Genomic DNA, 19,138 nt, shown 5'->3' with positions numbered 1-19,138 from the left:
GGGCCGCTGCCTGTGGACGGGGGTTTTGACGCGGGGCGTGCCGGTCCGCTGAGCGCGGCTCCGCCCGTTCGGGCCCGTCCGTCCAGGTGGGGCTCCGTCCGTTCGGCCCGTCCGTCGACGGTGGCCCGGCGTTCGGAGCGCACCGTCGCGCGGGCGAGAACTATCCGCAGGGCCCGCGCGTTAGCCATAACGCACGGGGTAAGGAATCCCCGGATCAGCTCCGGCGCGGCCGGGTCACCGAGGGGGCGCCGGCGCGCGGGCCCGGCCCGTCCTTGCGGGCGGTGCCGCCGGAGCGGGCCGTGGCGGCGTCCGGTCCCTTAGGGGCGGAGCCAGGGACGGCCACGCGGGCAGTCGGACCCAGAAGGGCATACGGTGAGGGCGTGAGTGACATGCAGACCATCGACTGGGATCTCGCCGTTGCCACCGGAGTGCGGCTGGCGCGGCCCGGACCCCAGGTCAGTCTCGCCGACGCACGCCAGGCAGTGCGCGAGCTGCGCGAACTGTCCGTCACCGCCCAGCGCCACGTCCGGGAGTTCACCCGGATGGAGAGCCTGGAGGAGGCCGGCTCCGCCGAGATCGTCGACCGGCCGGGCTGGATCAGGGCCAATGTCGAGGGCTTCCGCGTCGTGCTCGAACCGCTGCTCAAGCGGATGCAGGGAAACCGCGGCGACTCCGCGCCCAACGCGCTGACCTCCTTCGCCGCCTCCGTCGGCTCGCGCGTCACCGGCGTGCAGCTGGGCGGGGTGCTCGCCTACCTGTCGGGCCGCGTGCTCGGCCAGTACGAGCTGTTCCTGCCGCCCGACCCCGACGGCAAGGCGCCGACCGGCCGCCTCACCCTGGTGGCGCCCAACATCGTCATGGTGGAGCGCGACCTCAAGGTCGACCCGCACGACTTCCGGCTCTGGGTCTGCCTGCACGAGGAGACCCACCGCACCCAGTTCACCGCCGTCCCGTGGCTGCGCCCCTACGTCCAGGAGCAGATGGGCGAGTTCATCCTCGCCTCCGACCTGGACCCGGCCGCCTTCATGGACCGCCTCCGCGACATCACCGACACGGTCGCCGACGCCGTCCGCGGCGAGGGCGACTCCGGCTCCAACCTGATCACGGCCATCCAGTCGCCGGCCCAGCGCGAGATCCTCGACCGGCTCACCGCGGTGATGTCCCTGGTCGAGGGGCACGGCGACTACGTCATGGACGCCGTCGGCCCCGGCGTGGTCCCCACCGTCGCCACCATCAGGGCCCGCTTCCAGCAGCGCCGCCAGGCCACCACCCGCTTCGACCGGGCCATCCGCCAGCTGCTCGGCGTCGACCTCAAGATGAAGCAGTACGCCGAGGGCGCCGCCTTCGTCCGCCACGTCGTCGCGGCCGCGGGCATGGACGGCTTCAACCAGGTCTGGTCGTCGCCCGCCACCCTGCCCAGCCGCGAGGAGATCCAGCAGCCGCACCGGTGGGTGGCCCGCGTCATCGGCCCGGCCGGAGAGCTGCCCGCCGCCAACGCCTGAGGGCGCGGGCACCCGCGTGGGACCGCCCGTCGACGTCGCCATGGTGCGCCGAGAGCTGCGGCGGTGGCTGCAGGAGCCGCCCCTCGGCCCGCCGGGCACCCTCGTGCTGGCCGCGTGCAGCGGCGGCGCCGACTCGCTGGCCCTGGCCGGGGCGCTCGCCTTCACGGCGCCCCGGCTCGGCCTGCGCGCCGGAGGCGTCACCGTCGACCACGGCCTGCAGGCCGGCTCGGCCGAGCGGGCCGCGACCGTCGCCGACACGCTCCGCGCGCTCGGCCTGGCGCCGGTGGAGGTGCTGACGGTCGCCGTCGGCACCGAGGGCGGCCCTGAGGCGGCCGCCCGCACCGCCCGCTACGCCGCCCTGGACGCCGCCGCCCAGCGGCACGGCGCCGCCGCCGTCCTGCTCGGGCACACCCGCGACGACCAGGCCGAGACGGTGCTGCTCGGGCTGGCCAGGGGGTCGGGAGCGCGCTCCCTGGCCGGGATGGCGCCGGTGGCGGGCCGCTACCGCAGGCCGCTGCTGGACCTGGAGCGCGCCGCCGTGCGCCGGGCCTGCGCCCAGATGGGCCTCACCCCCTGGGAGGACCCCCACAACACCGACCCCGGCTATACCAGGGTCCGGGTCCGGCACGAACTGCTGCCCGCGATGGAGCGCGCCCTGGGCCCCGGGATCGCGGCCGCGCTGGCCCGCACCGCCCGCCGGCTGCGCGACGACGCCGACGCGCTGGACGCCCTCGCCCGCGACGCCCTGGCCGAGGCGTCGGCCGGCGGCCCCGGCCTGGACACCGCCCGCCTCGCCGCGCTGCCGCGTGCGGTGCGCACCCGCGTGCTGCGGGCCGCCGCGATCCAGGCGGGCAGCCCGGCCGGCACGCTGGCCGCCGTGCACGTCGACGCGCTCGACGCCCTGGTCACCGCCTGGCGCGGCCAGGCCGGCGCCGACCTGCCCGGCGGGCTGTCCGGCCGCCGGACCGGCGGACGCCTGGTGTTCGGCCCCACCACCGCGCCGCCGGGCCGGTGATCGCGGCGCCCGACCCACCGACACGCCCCGGCCGGGCTTGTGCCAAGCTGATGTATCGGCTGGTTGATCCGCTACCGACGGTGCCGTCAGAGAACCGGTGCCGGCAGAGAACAGAGCAAGGGGACCCGTGGACGCAGGCGATCTCGGTCGTGATCTGGACCGTGTACTGATCTCAGAAGAGCAGTTGCGGGAGAAGACCAAGGAGCTGGCCAAGGCCGTCGACGCCGACTACGCGGGCAAGGAGCTGCTGCTGGTCGGCGTGCTCAAGGGCGCGATCATGGTGATGGCCGACCTCGCCCGGGCCCTGCACACCCCCGCCGAGATGGACTGGATGGCCATCTCCTCCTACGGCTCCGGCACGAAGTCCTCGGGCGTGGTGCGCATCCTCAAGGACCTCGACACCGACCTCGAGGGCCGCCACGTCCTGGTGGTCGAGGACATCGTCGACTCCGGGCTGACCCTGTCGTGGCTGCTGGGCAACCTGAAGTCCCGCGGCCCGGCCAGCGTGGAGGTCTGCGCGATGCTGCGCAAGCCCGCGGCGCAGCGCATCGAGCTGGACGTGCGCTACGTCGGCTTCGACATCCCCAACGAGTTCGTCGTCGGCTACGGCCTGGACTACGCCGAGAAGTACCGGAACCTGCCCTTCGTCGGCACCCTCGCCCCGCACGTCTACAGCAGCTAGCGCCCGGAGGGTGAGACCCCTCACAGGCGCGGCAGGTACGATCGGAGCGCGGCGCCGCTCCGGCTGAGCGGCGGCGGCGCCCCGGCCCGCCACGAGCGGCGGACCGGCGCCTTCCAGCGGCGGCGACACGCCGTGCGGGCGGCCGCGCCGCCCGCCGGGAACAAGGCCCCGGGCGCCGACCGTTGACGCTACGGCGGGCTTCGCGCCCGGCCGTCGGGCTCCCAGTGGGGAAAACGGCTGCCGCGGTGTACCGTCGATTATCCCGGCACCCGTGCCGGCAAGACGTATCCGATAGGTCCCGCTCCGCAGCTCCGTCAGGATCGCGGCGGGCGGACCGCTGGTCAGGAGGGGACGGGCCCTACCGGGGTTCCGCATCGATGGACTTCAAGCGCATTTATCGTGGTCCGTTTCTATGGATCGTCGCGATCGGTCTGCTGATCATCGTCGCGATGAACCTCGTCGGCGGCCAGGATTCCCACCAGCCGGCGGACATCTCCGAGATCAACGCGATGATCGCCGACGGCGAGGTCCGCGACGCCCGGATCACGGACAGGGACCAGCGGATCGAGATCACCACCGACGACGGCGAGAGCTACCAGGCGTCGTGGGTGTCCGGGCAGGGCCTGCAGCTGGCCGACCAGCTCCAGGAGCAGGTCGACGCCGGCACCGTCGACAACTACACCGTCGAGGTGCCGCAGGAGAGCGTCTTCCTGCAGTTCCTGTTCGGCCTGCTGCCGATCGTCATCCTCGTGCTGATCTTCCTGTTCATCCTGAACCAGATGCAGGGTGGCGGCTCCCGGGTGATGAACTTCGGCAAGTCCAAGGCCAAGCTCATCAGCAAGGACACCCCGAAGACCACCTTCGCCGACGTGGCCGGCTCCCAGGAGGCCATCGAGGAGCTGCACGAGATCAAGGAGTTCCTGGAGACCCCCGCCAAGTTCCAGGCCATCGGCGCCAAGATCCCCAAGGGCGTGCTGCTGTACGGCCCGCCGGGAACCGGCAAGACCCTGCTGGCCCGTGCGGTGGCCGGTGAGGCGGGCGTGCCCTTCTACTCCATCTCCGGCTCCGACTTCGTGGAGATGTTCGTCGGCGTCGGCGCCTCCCGGGTGCGCGACCTCTTCGAGCAGGCCAAGGCGAACGCGCCCGCGATCATCTTCGTCGACGAGATCGACGCCGTCGGCCGGCACCGCGGCGCGGGCCTCGGCGGCGGCCACGACGAGCGCGAGCAGACGCTGAACCAGCTGCTGGTCGAGATGGACGGCTTCGACGTCAAGGGCGGCGTCATCCTGATCGCGGCCACCAACCGGCCCGACATCCTCGACCCCGCGCTGCTGCGTCCGGGCCGCTTCGACCGCCAGATCGTGGTCGACCGCCCCGACCTGGAGGGCCGCAAGGGCATCCTCGGGGTGCACGCGCGCGGCAAGCCGATGGAGGAGGGCGTCGACCTCGACGTCATCGCCCGCCGCACCCCCGGCTTCACCGGCGCCGACCTCGCCAACGTCATCAACGAGGCGGCCCTGCTCACCGCACGCGGCGACCGCAAGCTGATCGACATGGCCACCCTGGAGGAGGCCATCGACCGGGTGATGGCCGGACCCGAGCGCAAGACCCGCGCCATGTCGGAGCGGGAAAAGAAGCGGATCGCCTACCACGAGGGCGGCCACGCCCTCGTCGCGCACGCGCTGCCCAATTCCGACCCCGTGCACAAGGTCACCATCCTGCCGCGCGGCCGGGCGCTGGGGTACACGATGACCCTCCCGATGGAGGACAAGTTCCTCACCACCCGCTCGGAGATGACCGACCAGCTGGCCATGCTGCTGGGCGGCCGGGCCGCCGAGGAACTGGTCTTCCACGAGCCGACCACCGGCGCCGCCAACGACATCGAGAAGGCGACCGCGCTCGCCCGCAGCATGATCACCGAGCACGGCATGAGCGAGCGGCTGGGCGCGCGCAAGTTCGGCGACGGCGGCGGCGAGCCCTTCCTCGGCCGGGAGATGTCGCACAGCCGCGACTACTCCGAGGAGATCGCCTCCGTCATCGACGGCGAGGTCCGCCGGCTGATCGAGGCCGCGCACGACCAGGCGTGGGAGGTGCTGGTCGAGTACCGCGACGTGCTGGACGACCTGGTGCTGCGGCTGCTCGACAAGGAGACCCTCTCCAAGGACGAGGTCCTGGAGGTCTTCGCCCCCGTGCGCAAGCGCACCTCCCTGGGCGGCTACACCGGCTACGGCAAGCGGATCCCGTCCGACCGCCCGCCGGTGCTCTCCCCCAAGGAGTTGGCGCTGATGGGCCCGAAGGACGTCGAGGAGCTGACCCGCGGCTCCACCAACGGCAGCGGCCCGTCCACCCCGCCGCCGAGTGAGGCCCGCCGCGACGCGGCCGACCCCGACCCCGAGGACGGTGCGTGACGGAGTTCTCGCGGCCGCTCGACGTCGACCACCCGCGAATCGAGCGCGCGATCCGGGAGATCCTGCTCGCCATCGGCGAGGACCCGGATCGCGACGGTCTGCGCGACACCCCGGCCCGGGTCGCCCGCGCCTACGCCGAGCAGTTCGCCGGCCTCGGCCAGGACCCCGCCGAAGTGCTCAGCACCGTCTTCGACATCGACCACCAGGAGATGGTGCTCGTCAAGGACATCGAAATGGTGTCCAGCTGCGAGCACCACCTGGTGCCCTTCTACGGCTCCGCCCACGTCGGCTACATCCCCAACGAGAAGGGCCAGGTCACCGGCCTGTCCAAGCTCGCCCGCCTGGTCGACGTCTTCGCCCGCCGCCCCCAGGTCCAAGAACGCCTCACCAGCCAGATCGCCGACGCCCTGATGGCCCACATCCAGCCCGCCGGCGTCATCGTCGTCATCGAGGCCGAACACCTCTGCATGACCATGCGCGGCGTCCGCAAGCCGGGCGCCAAGACCGTCACCTCGGCCGTCCGCGGCAGCTTCCGCGACCACGAACCCACCCGCCACGAGGCGATGAGCCTCATCCTGGGACCGCGGTAGCCTCCCCCTCCCGCCCGGAGGCCGCCCATGGGTGCGTACGACCGGCCGCCGTCGGACGGCGGTGAGCGGCCTCACCCGCTGTCACGCGGTCCGGGTGACTCGGTCGAGAACGATTGGGCGTAGGTTCCGCACAGGTCTTCCGCTGTTCATGGGAGGTGGAGAGGATCTGAGTCTCACCTGACGTGGGAGGAACGTGTGAGGCTCTTGTCCCGGTGCCGGCGGTGGGTCGGCGCGTGTGCGGCGGTGGCGGTCTCGGCCGGGCTGGTCGCGGTGCCGGCGGTGCCGGCGCAGGCGGTGTCGGAGACCGTGGTGGTGTCCGAGGTGTACGGCGGGGGCGGCAACGCCGGGGCCGAGCTGACGCAGGACTTCGTCGAGCTGGCCAATCTCGGTGACGCGCCGGTTGAGTTGGACGGGTGGTCGGTGCAGTACGCGTCGGCGGGCGGGGCGGCCTGGTCGGGGCGTACGCAGCTGACCGGGACGATCGAGCCGGGCGGCTTCTACCTGGTGGCGCAGGCGCGGGGGAGCGGCGGCACCACGGCGCTGCCGGAGCCGGACGCGTCGGGGACCGTCGCGATGTCGGCGAGCCAGGGCTCGGTGGCGCTGGTGAACAGCGCCGAGGCGCTGACCTGCGGTGATCCGACGAGCTGTGCGGCCGACGGCCGGGTGGTCGACCTGGTCGGCTACGGGGCGGCGCGCCGCTACGAGGGGACGCCGGCGCCGGAGCTGAGCAATACGCGTTCGGCGGCGCGCGGTGCCGACCTGGCGTCCGTCGCCGATACCGACGACAACGCGGCCGACTTCGCCGCCGGGGCGCCGACGCCGGTGAACGCGGCGGGCGAGGGACCCGGGGGCGGGGAGCCGGGCGGTCCTGAGGAGCCCGGCGAGCACCGCGTGCACGACGTGACCGGCACCACCAGGGTGTCGCCGCTGCTCGGGGAGCGCGTCGAGGGCGTGCCCGGGGTGGTCACGGCGGTGAACAGGTTCGGGTCCGGGCGCGGCTTCTGGTTCCAGGACGTCCGGGGCGATGGCGACGAGCGGACCAGCGAGGGGCTGTTCGTGTTCACCGGCGAGTCGACGCCGCAGGTGGCGGTGGGTGACGAGGTGCTGGTGTCCGGGCAGGTCAGCGCGTACCGGCCGGGTGCGGCCAACGGGCCGAACCAGGCGATCACGCAGCTGGGCGGTGCGGTGTGGACGGTGCTGTCGTCGGGCAACGCGCTGCCGGAGGCCGAGGCGATCGGGCCGGACGAGGTGCCCGCCGAGTTGGCCCCCGAGGCGGGCGGCGACATCTCGGCGCTGCCGCTGGAGCCCGACCGCTACGCGCTGGACTACTGGGCGTCCCGGCTGGGCATGCGGGTGAGCGTCGCCGACGTGCCACTGGTCGGGCCGAGCACCGAGTTCAACGAGCTGTGGGTCACCACCCGTCCCGAGGAGGTGGCCACCCCGGCGGGCGGGGTGCACTACGGCTCCTACGACCGGCCCAACACCGGGCGCTTGAAGATCGAATCGCTGATCCCGTTCGGGGAGCGGCCGTTCCCGCAGGCCGACACGGGCGACCGGCTGACCGGCACCACGGCGGGGCCGCTGTACTACGACAGCTTCGGCGGCTACACCCTGATGGCCACCGAGCTGGGCCAGGTCGCCGACGGCGGGCTGACCCGCGACGTGGCTTCCGCGCAGCCGGAATGGGCCCTCTCGGTGGCCACGTACAACGTCGAGAACCTGTCCGTGAACGACGACGCGGCGAAGTTCGAGCGGCTGGCCGAGGGCCTGGTCACCCATCTGGCCGCGCCCGACATCGTGGCGCTGGAGGAGATCCAGGACGACACCGGGCCCACCGACGACGGCGTGGTCGGCTCCGAGCGCACCGTGGCGCGGTTCCTCGACGCGATCGAGGCGGCCGGAGGGCCGCGCTACGCATCGGCGTGGATCGACCCGCAGGACGGCCAGGACGGCGGCCAGCCGGGCGGCAACATCCGCAACGTCTTCCTGTACGACCCCGCGCAGGTCGACCTGGTGTCGGCGCCCGGGGGCGACGCGACCACGCCCGTGGAGGTGGTGGCCGGGCGGCGCGGGGCGGCGCTCAGCGTCTCGCCGGGCCGGATCGCACCGGCCGACGCGGCCTGGGACTCCAGCCGCAAGCCGCTGGTGGCGCAGTTCCGCTATCGGGGGCGGGACGTGTTCGTGGTGGCCAACCACTTCGCGTCCAAGGGCGGCGACGAGCCGCTGCACGGCCGCTTCCAGCCGCCGGAGCGCTCCTCGGAGGTGCAGCGGCTCGCCCAGGCGGAGCTGGTGCGCGGCTTCGTGGACGAGCTGCTGGCCGCCGACCCGGACGCGAACGTGCTGGTGGTCGGCGATCTGAACGACTTCCCGTTCTCGCCGGTGCTCCAGACCTTCACCGGTGACGGCGCCATGGTGAACTCGGCGGACACGCTGCCGGTCGAAGAGCGCTACAACTACGTTTTCGACGGCAACTCGCAGCAGCTCGACCACATCCTGGTGGGCGGCGCGCTCGCGCACCGGGTCGACTTCGACGTGGTGCACCTCAACGCCGACTTCCACGACCAGGTCAGCGACCACGATCCGCTGCTGCTGCGCTTCCGCCCGCTCAGCGGGCACCCCGGGCTCGACCGCACCGAGGACCGGCGCTACTACGGCTGCGAGGGCGGCGCCGCCGCGGCGCCCTGCCCGGCCGGGTAGCGGGCGGCGCGGAGTCGAGGCGGACGGCGTCGGACTGCCGGTCCGGCTAGCGTCGTGGCATGAACGACGATCCGGACCGCCTGCTCGCCGACGCCGTCCGCGAGGGGGTCGAGACCTTCGCCGTCGGTGCCGTCGTGCATGACGGGGACCGGGTGCTGCTGCTGCGCCGCCGTGCGGACGACAGCTCCTATCCCGGGTTCGAGGAGTTCCCCTCCGGCGGGGTGGAGCCGGGTGAGACGCTGCCGGCCGCGCTGGCGCGGGAGCTGGCGGAGGAGGTCGGCTGGCACCGGCCGCTGGTCCGCGACGCCGGCTTCGCCACCTGGTTCGACTACCTGTCCAGGCGCGGGCGGCGGAGGTCGCGCCAGTTCACCTTCTCCGTCGGCTACGACGGGGAGCCGATCGTGCTGTCCGACGAGCACACCGGGTACCGGTGGCTGCCCTTCGGCGAGCTGGCGGCGGCGCGGCTGACGCCGGAGGTGCGCGGGAGCGTCCAGCGCTGGGCGGAGGCCATCGGGCCGCTGAGCGGGCGGGGCGGCGGACCGGCGTCCGCCCGTCGGTGACGGCGGCGGGAGAACATAAGCTGACGGGCATGATCGAGAGCACCACACCGCGCGGGTCCGTGCCCGGGCTGCCCGACCCGGGGCGCTGCCTGGTGATGGGCGTGGTGAACGTAACGCCCGACTCCTTCTCCGACGGGGGTGCGTGGTTCGACGCCACGGCGGCGATCCGGCACGGCGTGCGGATGGCCGAGGAGGGCGCCGACATCATCGACGTCGGCGGCGAGTCCACCCGGCCGGGCGCGCAGCGGGTGCCGCTGGAGGAGGAGCTGCGCCGGGTCAAGCCCGTCGTGCACGCGCTGGTCGCCGAGGGGCTGGTGGTGAGCGTCGACACGATGCGCGCCGAGGTGGCCCAGTTCGCGATCGACGCCGGTGCGCGGCTGGTGAACGACGTCAGCGGCGGCCTGTCCGACCCGGCCATGCCACGGCTGGTGGCGAGGGCGCGCGTCCCGTACGTGCTGATGCACTGGCGCGGGCACAGCCACGACATGCAGTCGCGGGCGGTGTACGGCGATGTGGTCGGGGAGGTCCGCGACGAGCTGGCGCAGCGGATGGCGGCCGCCGTCGACGAAGGGCTGGACCCCGAGCTGATCGTGCTGGACCCCGGCCTCGGCTTCGCGAAGCGGCCCGACGTGCCCGAGCACAACTGGACCCTGCTCGCCCACCTCGCCGAGCTCCGTTCGCTGGGCCGACCGCTGCTGATCGGCGGCTCCCGCAAGCGCTTCCTCGGCCGCCTGCTGGCCGACGCCGCCGGGGAGCCGCGCCCCTTCGCCGAGTCCGACGACGCCACCGTCGCCGTCACCGCGCTGGCCGCGGCCGCGGGTGCCTGGTGCGTACGCGTGCACGAGGTGCGGCCCAATGCCGACGCGGTCCGAGTGGCCGAAGCCTGGCGCGCGGGCATTGAGGGACGCGGCGGCGCCCGCTGAGAGGCGACGGCCGGTGCGGCCGGTGTCGCGCAGGCGTCCGCCTTGGACCCGGTACGCGGGTCGGCGGAGCACGTCCGGAACGCGGCGGGGCCACGCACGCCCGAGCACGTGTGGCCGTGGCGGAGCCGCCACGGGGCCGTTGTGCGGATCGGCGGTGCGGGTGGCGGCCGGGTCAGGTGAACAGCCCGATCAGGTTCAGTGAATACACGGCGACGAACGCGATCGCGACGAGGGCGGTCACGCCTGTGGCCGCGGTCGCGGAGCGGAGGTCGGGGAAGCGCCGGGCGATCGCCCACACGAGCAGGGCGGTGCCCGCGGCGATGGAGCACCACCAGTACGCGGGCGGTGTGGTGGCGGCGATGAAGCTGAGGCCGTAGCCGCCCTCGCCGATGAGCACGCCGCTCATCGCGCCGACCGCCGCGGGGGTGAGTCTGGACCTGGTGCGCAGGGCATGTCCGCCGAGGCCCAGAGGCGGGCCGGCCACTACTGCGGCGGCCAGCCAGAAGAGCGTCATGCCCATGGCGGGCTGGTAACCGCGCAGGATGGAGCCGATGTCGTAGCCGACGACCATGGCCGCCAGCGACAGCACGCCGATCAGCGCGCAGACCCACGCGTGCCGGGAGAGGGTCCCGAGCAGGAAGGCGATCGCGCTCCACGACCCGGCGGAGTTGGCCAGCGGGGCGAGGCCGTCGGGCAGCAGACCCTGGGCGTAGGAGGTCAGGCAGCCGATCGCGGCACCGGCGCCGAGGGCGATGGCCAGCGGTGCAGGCCAGGTGCGGTGCGAGCCGGGTGGTCGGGAATCTGCGCGCATGGCGGTCCGATCGGTCGCGGTGGCGGGGAAAGGGCTGCTCTTCGGGCGCCGCTTCAGCGGCATGGAACATGATCGGTCATGAGACCCAGGATGCCGCCGCCGTGCGCACCGGAGTCGGCGGTGGCCGGTCGCGCGGTCAGGCGTGGAAGGCGGGGCCGGGGGCTGTGCGCATGGCGGTCCGATCCGTCACGGGACGGGCGCATGCCGTCCGTCAGGTACCGCCTCAGCGCCATCGGACCCGCTCCGCCCAGGTCACGGCTTGCCGCCGCCCGGTGGGCGGTGCGGCGGTGAAGCGGGCCGGGCCGTTGGGGTGGAAGGGTGGGCCGCCGGGTACCAGAGTGGGATCCCGCGATGGCCGCGAAGGGGGCGGCGGTCGCGGCGGCTTCGTTGGCCCGGTGTGATGCGCCGGGGCGGATGAGTGGAGGATGGATGCCGGTACTGCCGGAGTCGGGCGCGCCGGGCGCGCCGAGCGTGCGTCAGGCCGAGGGGGCGCCGCTCGCGGGCGCCCGAGCGCGGGGGGAGGCGGCATGAACGACCGAGCCGAGCCGGGCGGCTGGACGCCCGGCGGCGACAAGGGGCAGGGCAGAGCGCTGGGCGACCCCGACGACGTGGCGGCGGTGCGGCGGGCCAATGCCGACCTGTACGAGGCGATCGAGCGCGGCGACCTGGACCTGATGGAGCGGGTGTGGGCGCAGCCCGACGAGGCGGCCGACATCATCTGCGTGCACCCGGGCTGGATGCCGCTGCGCGGCCGCGCCGACGTCCTGCGCTCGTGGGCGCTGATCATGGCGAACACCACCTACATCCAGTTCGTGCTGACCGAGGACAACATCGGTGTGCGGGGCGATGTCGCCGTGCTCAGCTGCGAGGAGAACATCCTCACCGGAGCCGAGGACTCCAACGCATTCGTGGCGACGGGAAGGATCGCCGCCACCAATGCGTTCGTGCGCACAGAGAGCGGCTGGCGGCTGTGGCTGCACCACTCCTCACCGATCATTTCCGACGACGAAGACGAGGACGTAGAGGAACCGTGAGCGAAGACCGGCCATCGGGCCACGGCACCGGTTCCGACCGGATCGCCCTGCGCGGCCTGCGCTGCCGCGGACGCCACGGGGTGTACGAGTTCGAACGCCGGGACGGCCAGGACTTCGTGGTGGACGTGGTGCTCAGCGTCGACACCCGCCCGGCGGCCGAGAAGGACGACCTCGGCCGCACGGTGCACTACGGCGAGCTGGCCGACCGGCTGGTGGCGGTGGTCGGCGGCGAGCCGGTCCGGCTCATCGAGACGCTCGCGCAGCGGCTGGCGGATGTCTGCCTGATAGAGCCGCTGGTCAGCGAGGTAGAGGTCACGGTGCACAAACCGCAGGCGCCCATCTCGTACCCGTTCGACGACGTGACCGTCACGATCCAACGGAGGCGCCCATGACCACCCCGACCCCTTCGGGATCGCACCGCAGCACACGGCGCGCCGTGCTCTCGCTGGGCAGCAACCTCGGCGACCGCTTCGACAACATCCAGGGCGCGCTGGACGCGCTGGTCGACGCCCCGGAGATCGACGTGGTGGCCATCTCGCCGATCTACGAGACGGAACCGGTGGGCGGCCCGCGGCAGCAGAACTTCCTGAACGTCGTCGTGCTCGCCGACACGGGGCTGTCCTCGCTGACACTGCTCGAACGGGTGCAGGGGGTGGAGGACGCCTTCCACCGCACCCGCGAGGTGCGCTGGGGGCCGCGCACGCTGGACATCGACGTGATCGCCGTCGGCACCGAGCGGCGCGACGACGAGGTGCTGACCCTCCCGCATCCCCGCGCGCACGAGCGCGCCTTCGTGCTGCGGCCGTGGCTGGACGTCGAGCCCGACGCCGAGCTGCCCGGTCGCGGCGCCGTCACCGAGTTGCTGGCCGGGCTGGGCGACCAGTGGATGCAGCTCCGGGTCGACCTGGCGCTGCAGCCGCCCGATTAGGCTGTACCGCGCCCGGCGCCTGGTACGCACGGGTCTTCGAGCCGGGCCGGGGAGCGGCCGCGGCGAGGTGACGAAAGGGACGGCTCCTGTGGTGAAGCCCCAGCCCACCCGCTGGCGGGTCCTGCTGCTGGCCGCCCTGGTGGCGGCGGTCGCGGGCTGGGCGGTGTCGGTGTCGTACTCCTCCGTGCTGCCGGTGCTGCCGTGGACGATGGTGCCGACGCTGCTGCTGCTCGGGGCCGCGGAGCTGGCCGGGGCGCGCAATCTGCGCGCACGCATCCAGCGCAAGCCGGGCGCGGAGCCCGTCGACCCGATCAGCGCCGCCCGCTACCTGGCGCTGGCCAAGGCGAGCGCGCTGCTGGGCGCCGTGCTGGCCGGAGGTTTCGCGGGCTACACCCTGCCGATGCTGGAACGGCTGCACGCCGAGAGCATGCGCAATGACGCCGTCGTGGGCGGCGCCACCGCCCTGTCGGCGGCGGCGCTGGTGGTCTGCGCCATCGTGCTGGAGTACGCGTGCCGGGTGCCCGAGGACCCCGACGAGAAGAACGGGCCCGGCCGCAGCCGCGCCTGAGGGACGTCGAGGGGCTGCTGGTGCGTGTCCGGGCCGGCGTTCTCGCGAGGGCCAATCTGGTCAAGCGGCCGGACGCCGGAGCCGCGGCGTGCTGGGCGGCAGCGGCGACAACCGCTGAGACAGCGGCGGTTCGGTGTGCGGAGTTCGCGGCGACGCCCCCGTGGCGCATGCCCGCGACGGCGTTCGGCGCGCGTGCACCCGGGCGACGGCGCGGCCGGACATGCCGTGCTGACGGCACGCTGCGTGGGCGGCACGGCACATGGTTGACTGGGCACGTGGGGAACATGGACATTTCGGCGGGTAACGAGCGGGAGCCGGAGAGCGGCGCCACGCAGGGCGGCCCCTCCGGTCCGGCGCGTCCGAACTTCGTCCCCGACGACCGCCCCCTGGCCCAGCGCGAGGCCGAACGGGCCGCCCAGGAGGCGGCCGCCCGGCGGCGGTCGGAGCCCGAGAGCGCCGGATCCGTGCGGCAGCACCCCTTCGACGTCGCCTTCGGCCCGCCCGAGGGCCTGCCATGGCGGCGGCCGGTGCCCGAGCTGGTCACCTACCGTCGGGTGGTGCTGCTGGTGATCGCGGCAGTGGCCGGGCTGGCGGCCGGGGCGGGTGCCGTGCTGCTCACCGGCAGCTGGCCGCTGGGGGCGGTACCGCCGCTGCTGGCCGTCGCCGCCTGCGCCTACGGCTGGTTCGCCGTACGGCGCGACTACCTGACCTGGGGCTTCGCCGAGGGCGAAGGCGACCTCTACATCACCCACGGCCTGTACGTCCGCCAGCTGGTCGCCATCCCGTACGGGCGCGTCCAGTTCGTCGACGTCATCACCAACCCGCTCGAACAGGCGATGGGCCTGGCCACCGTCCGGCTGTTCACCGCCGCCGCCACCACCGACGCCGGCATCCCCGGCCTGCCGCTCGACGAGGCCGTGCTGCTGCGCGACCGGCTGACCGCCCGCAGCGAGACCTTCTCGACGGGCCTGTGACCATGTCCGACGCCCACCGCCCGCACGACGGCGAGCCTGAGCCGGACGGTCCCGACACAGGGCCGGGGCACGGCCCGGACTCCGGCGGGCGGGCCCCGGCGGAGGGCGGCCCGTCGCGTCCGGACGACGTGGACGTGCCGCGACCGGAGCAGCGCGGTCCAGGGTGGTTCGGCGAGAGCGCGCGTCCGGCCATCGTGCCGCCGACCGGAGTGCCGGTGATCGCGGACGGAACCGGTCCGCCGCAGGGCGCGGCACCGGGACCCCTCGCGGGCGCGTCCGAACCGGGCGGCAGCGGGCGGCCGGTCTTCGTGCCGCCCGCCGGAGCGCCGCCGATCGGGCCGGACGCGTCCGGTGGCGACCCGCGCACACCGTACGGCGGCGGAGCGCCGCCGCGCGGCCCCGACGACACCGCACCGTACCCGTCGAGCCGCGGCGAGCGTCCGTGGCGCGGCCCCGACATGCTGCCGCCCGAAGGCGTGCCGCTCGCCACCGCGACCGGACGGGCCCGCCGCCCGGACCCGTGGCAGGGGCGGTATCCCGCCCCCTACGCGGGCGGTCCGCCGCCCGGCCCGTACCCGCAGCCCGGCCCGTACGGCCGGGACCCGCGCTTCGCGCCGACCCCGGGCGCCGAGGGCGCCCCACCGGCCGCGCCCGGGCCGTGGCACCCGGCGCAGCCGCCCGGTTCTGGGCCGTACGACGCTCACCAGGCGCCGCCCCCTGGGCCCAACGGCGCGGGAGAGCACTGGAGCGGGCCGTACGCCGCGCCGGGACCGCAGGCTCCGGTGCCGGGCCGGGACGTGCCTTCCGAGGGGGCACCGGTCGGAGGCGCGGACGGCCGCCCGGTCGGGCCGGGCGACGCCTCGGGCGCCGCGGAACGTGCGGATGAACGGCGGGATGCGGCCGGGCCGGATGGGACGGCCGCTGGTCGGGGCGGCGCGTCCGGTCCGCAGGGGCCGGTTCCGGGTGGCTCTGCGGGGCCGCGCCAGGACGGCGCCGGACCGGAAGAAAGCGGATCCGGACGAGGGCTGCCTGCTGTACGCGAGCTCTCTGGTGCGGGCGACCGTCCGGACGACACATCCGGCGCGGGGGCGGGCGCCGCCCGGAGCGCCGTGTCCGGTCCGCGAGGGGCGGTGGGCGGCGAGCGCGATCCGTCGACGCCGGAGTCGGAGCCGGGCGCCGCGACACCGGGCGGAGCGTCGGACGGTGGCCCGGCCGCGGATTCAGACCCGGTCCGGTCGTGGGCCGAGGCGTCGGCGCCTGGGCTGGGGGACGCGGGCTCTGGCGAGTCGGACGGGGGCGCGTCGGCCGGTCCGGCGGAGTCCGCGGCGGGCGGATCCGTGCGCGCGGACGGTGATCCGGGCGGGCCGTCGGACGCCGGCGATGTGCCCTGGCGCGGCCCGTCAGCTCTGAGCGGTCATGGCGGGCCGCTCGACACCGGGTACGCCGACGGGATGACGCCGGGCGCGTCGGCCGACGTGGCCCGCGCGGGGGCGATGCGTCCAGGGCGGCCGCCTGATGTCTCCGGCGGCGGGGCGCGTCCGGTCGGCGGGACGCCTGCCGGGGGGCCGCCGGGCGGGCCCGGGTACCCCGGGATGGGCGCGGCGCCCTACGGGCCGGGGGCGACGGCGCGGTATCCCGCGCCGGGGCGGCCGGTGCACGGGGCGCCGTACGGGTACGCCTATCCGCCCTTCGCGCGGCCGGGGTACGCGCCCGTGGTTCCGGCGCCGCAGCCCGTGGTCGACTTCTCCACCGGGGTGCACCGGCTGCACTGGGCGACCATGCCGCTGAGGGTGCTGGTGGTCGTCGGGGTGTTCCTGGCGGTGGCCGGGGTGACGCTGCTGGACTTCGGGCTGCCCTTCGTCGCGCTGCTGACGATGGCGGTGACCGGGGTCGCGGTGCTGGGCGCGTTCGGCGGCTGGTGGGGGCTGCGCTTCCGCGTCTTCAACGACGCGCTGGTGCTGGAGCGCGGCGTGCTGCGGCGGCACGCGCAGCAGGTGCCGCTGAGTCGGTTGCAGGCCGTGGACATCGTCAGGCCGCCGCTGATGTACCTGCTCGACCTGTCGGAGCTGCGGCTCCAGCTGGCCGGGGGCGACGACAGCGAGATCCGCTTCCGCTACCTCAACCGGAAGGCCGCCGAGCAGCTGCGCGCGTCGCTGCTGGCCAGCGCCGCCGGGCTGTCGGGGCGCACCCCGGCCGCGCCCGAGCGCGACTACTACCAGATGCCCTTCGGCCTGCTCATCGGCGCGATGGCGCTGCGGGTGCCGGTGCTGGCCGCGTTCGCGCTGCTCATCGCGCTCGGCGTGGCCGGGATCTGGGTGGGTGAGCCCGGCGTCCTCGGCGGCATGCTGCCGCTGCTGCTCGGGCTGATCCGCGGCTTCCTGTCGCCGCTGCTGCTGTACATGACCTTCCGCGCCGCGATCTCCCCCGACGGCCTGCGGCTGCGGTACGGGCTGGTGCGCAGCCGGATGCAGACGGTGCCGCCCGGCCGAGTGCAGGCCGTCCGCATCGTGGAGCCGCTGCTGTGGCGGGCCATGGGGGTCGCGCGGGTGGAGGCGAACGTGGCCGGGTACGTCGGCGACCGGCAGATGGAGTCGTCGGTGCTGCTCCCGGTGGCGCCCCGCTGGCTCGCGCTCAGCCTGGTGAACCAGCTCTTCCCCGGCACCGAGGTGTCGCAGGTGCGGCTGCACCGCGCGGCGCGCCCGTCCGGCGCGGTGGACGCCGCGGGCATCGACGACACGGTGTTCGTCACCCGGCGCGGCGTGTTCTGCCACACCACCGAGGTCATCGCGCACGCCCGCGCCCAGTTGGTGCGGCTCAGCGTCGGCCCGTGGCAGCGGCTGCGCGGCACTGCGACGGTGTACGTCGACAGCCCGCCGGGCCCCGTGCAGGTCCGAGCGTCCGGCCGTGACCCGGTGGAGGCGCGCGGCATCGTCAACGCGGTCGTCACCCGCGCCGGACGCGCCCGCCGTGAGACCGTCGGCCCCGAACGCTGGGCGACCCGCATCCGGGGTTAGCCGGCGGACGGTGGGGGGCGGATGGCCCCTGTTCCGTCAGGACCACGGCGGTTCCGCGGCCCGGACGCCGCTGCGGACCCGGTTCTCGGCCCGCGCGTGCGACCGCGGGCCGAGGCGAGGCGGCGGGGCCGTTCGGTCCGCTGCCGCCGCGGTGGGCGGCTACGACCCTGCGCGTACGCGGGTTCAGCCCGCGGGCTGACCCGCGGGCGGGGTGGCGAACCTAGGCTGACTTCGTGTTCGGCAGACTGCGGCGGTGGGGGCGGCGGCACGGGGTCGTGCTCGACGTGGTGTGGGTGCTGCCGCTGTGGTTCGGCCTGGCCGCGGCGACCGGCGTGCTGGTGCTGGCGGGGGAGTCGCGGGCGCCGGCGGTGGCGCTGGTGGGGCTGGCGCTGGCGTGCCTGCCGCTGGTGTGGCGCCGGCGGTATCCGGTGTGGACCTTTGTGCTGATCACGATGGCGACCGGTCTGGTGTTCGTGGACGTCGCCGCGTTCAGCCCGCTGGTCAGCCAGTTCGTGGCGCTGTTCGCGGTGGCGAAGTACCGCCGCTGGCCGTGGGCGGTGGGGGCGACGGCGGTCGCGGTGGGCAGGGCCGTGCCGCAGCTGTTCCTGCTGGGCGCCCCGTGGCTGGCGGAGATGCTGCTCAACACGGCGGTGTGCCTGCTCGTGCTGCTCGGCGGGCTCTACGCGAATATGCGCCGGGCGTACTACGACAGCCTGGAGGAGCGTGCCGAGCGCCTGGAGTCGGAGCGCGACCAGCAGGCGCGGATCGCGGTGGCCGAGGAGCGGTCCAGGATCGCGCGGGAGCTGCACGACGTGGTCGCGCACAACGTGAGCGTGATGGTGGTGCAGGCCGACGGCGCCGGCTACATGATCGACTCGGCGCCTGAACGCGCCAAGCAGGCGGTGGAGACCATCGCGGCCACCGGGCGGCAGGCGCTGGTGGAGATGCGGCGGCTGCTCGGCGTGCTGCGCGACTCCGACGCGGCCGTCGTACTGGCCCCGCAGCCGGGACTGGACCAGCTCGACGAGCTGCTCGAGCAGTTCCGCGCGGCCGGGCTGCCGGTGGAGTCCGGGAGCACCGGCCGGCCGGTGCCGATCCCGCAGGGCCGCCAGATCGTGGTGTACCGGGTGGTGCAGGAGGCGCTGACCAACACGCTCAAGCACGGCGGCCCGGGCGCGCACGCGCTGGTCCGGCTGGAGTACGGCGACGGCGCGGTCCGCGTCCGGGTGGTCGACGACGGCATGGGCGCGGCGGCCGCGGCCGACGGGCGCGGCCACGGCCTGATCGGGATGCGCGAGCGCGTCGCGGTGTACGGCGGCGAGCTGCGCACGGGCCCGCTGCCCGGCGGCGGCTTCGAGGTGTGCGCGACCCTGCCCCTCGCCGAGGCGCCGGGGTGAGCCCCGGCGGGCAGGAGAGGGCGCCGGGCGGCGCG

The 19,138-nt window shown here is 74.5% G+C and carries 16 protein-coding genes; 15 read left to right on the top strand and 1 reads right to left on the bottom strand.

From position 1 onward, the window contains the following. The first annotated feature begins 389 nt into the window (after positions 1–389). The 8 genes from CLV72_RS17915 (at position 390) to folP (ending at position 10,377) form a co-directional block, all read left to right on the top strand. Complete coding sequence (locus CLV72_RS17915; RefSeq protein ID WP_106247581.1) at positions 390–1,502, top strand: zinc-dependent metalloprotease; 1,113 nt, start codon at positions 390–392, stop codon at positions 1,500–1,502. Positions 1,503–1,542: 40 nt separating this feature from the next. Next, on the top strand, positions 1,543–2,517 hold the full coding sequence (tilS, locus tag CLV72_RS17910; RefSeq protein ID WP_106248416.1) for a tRNA lysidine(34) synthetase TilS: 975 nt from the start codon (positions 1,543–1,545) through the stop codon (positions 2,515–2,517). A 127-nt stretch (positions 2,518–2,644) separates the two neighbouring features. Next, entirely contained in the window at positions 2,645–3,199 is a 555-nt protein-coding gene (gene hpt / locus CLV72_RS17905) for a hypoxanthine phosphoribosyltransferase (protein WP_106247579.1), read from the top strand. A gap of 377 nt (positions 3,200–3,576) precedes the next feature. Beyond that, positions 3,577–5,607, top strand: coding sequence for an ATP-dependent zinc metalloprotease FtsH (gene ftsH, locus CLV72_RS17900; protein ID WP_106247577.1), 2,031 nt, complete (start codon positions 3,577–3,579; stop codon positions 5,605–5,607). Beyond that, complete coding sequence (folE, locus tag CLV72_RS17895) at positions 5,604–6,197, top strand: GTP cyclohydrolase I FolE (RefSeq protein WP_106247574.1); 594 nt, start codon at positions 5,604–5,606, stop codon at positions 6,195–6,197. Before ftsH ends, folE begins: the two co-directional genes overlap by 4 nt. Before the next feature lie 195 nt (positions 6,198–6,392). Continuing rightward, a complete protein-coding gene (locus tag CLV72_RS17890; RefSeq protein WP_281262426.1) occupies positions 6,393–8,894 on the top strand; it encodes a lamin tail domain-containing protein in 2,502 nt (833 codons plus the stop codon). Positions 8,895–8,953: 59 nt separating this feature from the next. Then, entirely contained in the window at positions 8,954–9,454 is a 501-nt protein-coding gene (locus tag CLV72_RS17885) for an NUDIX domain-containing protein (protein ID WP_106247569.1), read from the top strand. Between the two features lie 29 nt (positions 9,455–9,483). Then, positions 9,484–10,377: a dihydropteroate synthase gene (gene folP, locus CLV72_RS17880; protein ID WP_245930284.1), complete on the top strand. Its 894-nt coding sequence runs from the start codon at positions 9,484–9,486 to the stop codon at positions 10,375–10,377. A gap of 172 nt (positions 10,378–10,549) precedes the next feature. Here the strand turns inward: folP and CLV72_RS17875 are convergent, their stop codons facing one another. Beyond that, a complete protein-coding gene (locus CLV72_RS17875) occupies positions 10,550–11,188 on the bottom strand; it encodes a DUF6518 family protein (RefSeq protein WP_106248410.1) in 639 nt (212 codons plus the stop codon). A gap of 527 nt (positions 11,189–11,715) precedes the next feature. On the opposite strand from CLV72_RS17875, the gene CLV72_RS17870 reads away from it, so the two are divergent. From CLV72_RS17870 to CLV72_RS33680, 7 genes are all read left to right on the top strand, one after another. Next, positions 11,716–12,222 (top strand): nuclear transport factor 2 family protein, encoded by a 507-nt coding sequence (locus tag CLV72_RS17870; RefSeq protein ID WP_106247566.1) that lies wholly within the window; start codon positions 11,716–11,718, stop codon positions 12,220–12,222. Next, the gene (gene folB / locus CLV72_RS17865; protein ID WP_106247564.1) at positions 12,219–12,614 is read left to right on the top strand and encodes a dihydroneopterin aldolase; all 396 of its coding nucleotides are present in this window, start codon (positions 12,219–12,221) and stop codon (positions 12,612–12,614) included. The genes CLV72_RS17870 and folB overlap by 4 nt, the downstream gene beginning before the upstream one ends. Next, positions 12,611–13,150, top strand: a complete 540-nt coding sequence (gene folK, locus CLV72_RS17860) for a 2-amino-4-hydroxy-6-hydroxymethyldihydropteridine diphosphokinase (protein WP_106247561.1) — start codon at positions 12,611–12,613, stop codon at positions 13,148–13,150. Before folB ends, folK begins: the two co-directional genes overlap by 4 nt. An 88-nt stretch (positions 13,151–13,238) precedes the next feature. Then, positions 13,239–13,718 carry a DUF3180 domain-containing protein gene (locus tag CLV72_RS17855; RefSeq protein WP_106247559.1) on the top strand — a complete coding sequence of 160 codons (480 nt, stop codon included), beginning with the start codon at positions 13,239–13,241 and terminating at the stop codon, positions 13,716–13,718. Between the two features lie 284 nt (positions 13,719–14,002). Then, entirely contained in the window at positions 14,003–14,692 is a 690-nt protein-coding gene (locus tag CLV72_RS17850) for a PH domain-containing protein (RefSeq protein WP_106247557.1), read from the top strand. 1,712 nt (positions 14,693–16,404) lie between these two features. Further along, the gene (locus tag CLV72_RS17845; RefSeq protein WP_170141017.1) at positions 16,405–17,706 is read left to right on the top strand and encodes a PH domain-containing protein; all 1,302 of its coding nucleotides are present in this window, start codon (positions 16,405–16,407) and stop codon (positions 17,704–17,706) included. A 233-nt stretch (positions 17,707–17,939) separates the two neighbouring features. Further along, complete coding sequence (locus CLV72_RS33680) at positions 17,940–19,103, top strand: sensor histidine kinase (RefSeq protein ID WP_106247541.1); 1,164 nt, start codon at positions 17,940–17,942, stop codon at positions 19,101–19,103. The last annotated feature ends 35 nt before the right edge of the window (positions 19,104–19,138 follow it).

Origin of the sequence: Allonocardiopsis opalescens (assembly GCF_003002095.1) — a bacterium.
Taxonomy (GTDB): Bacteria; Actinomycetota; Actinomycetes; order Streptosporangiales; family Streptosporangiaceae; genus Allonocardiopsis; species Allonocardiopsis opalescens.
This window is presented reverse-complemented; position numbering and strand designations above follow the sequence as displayed.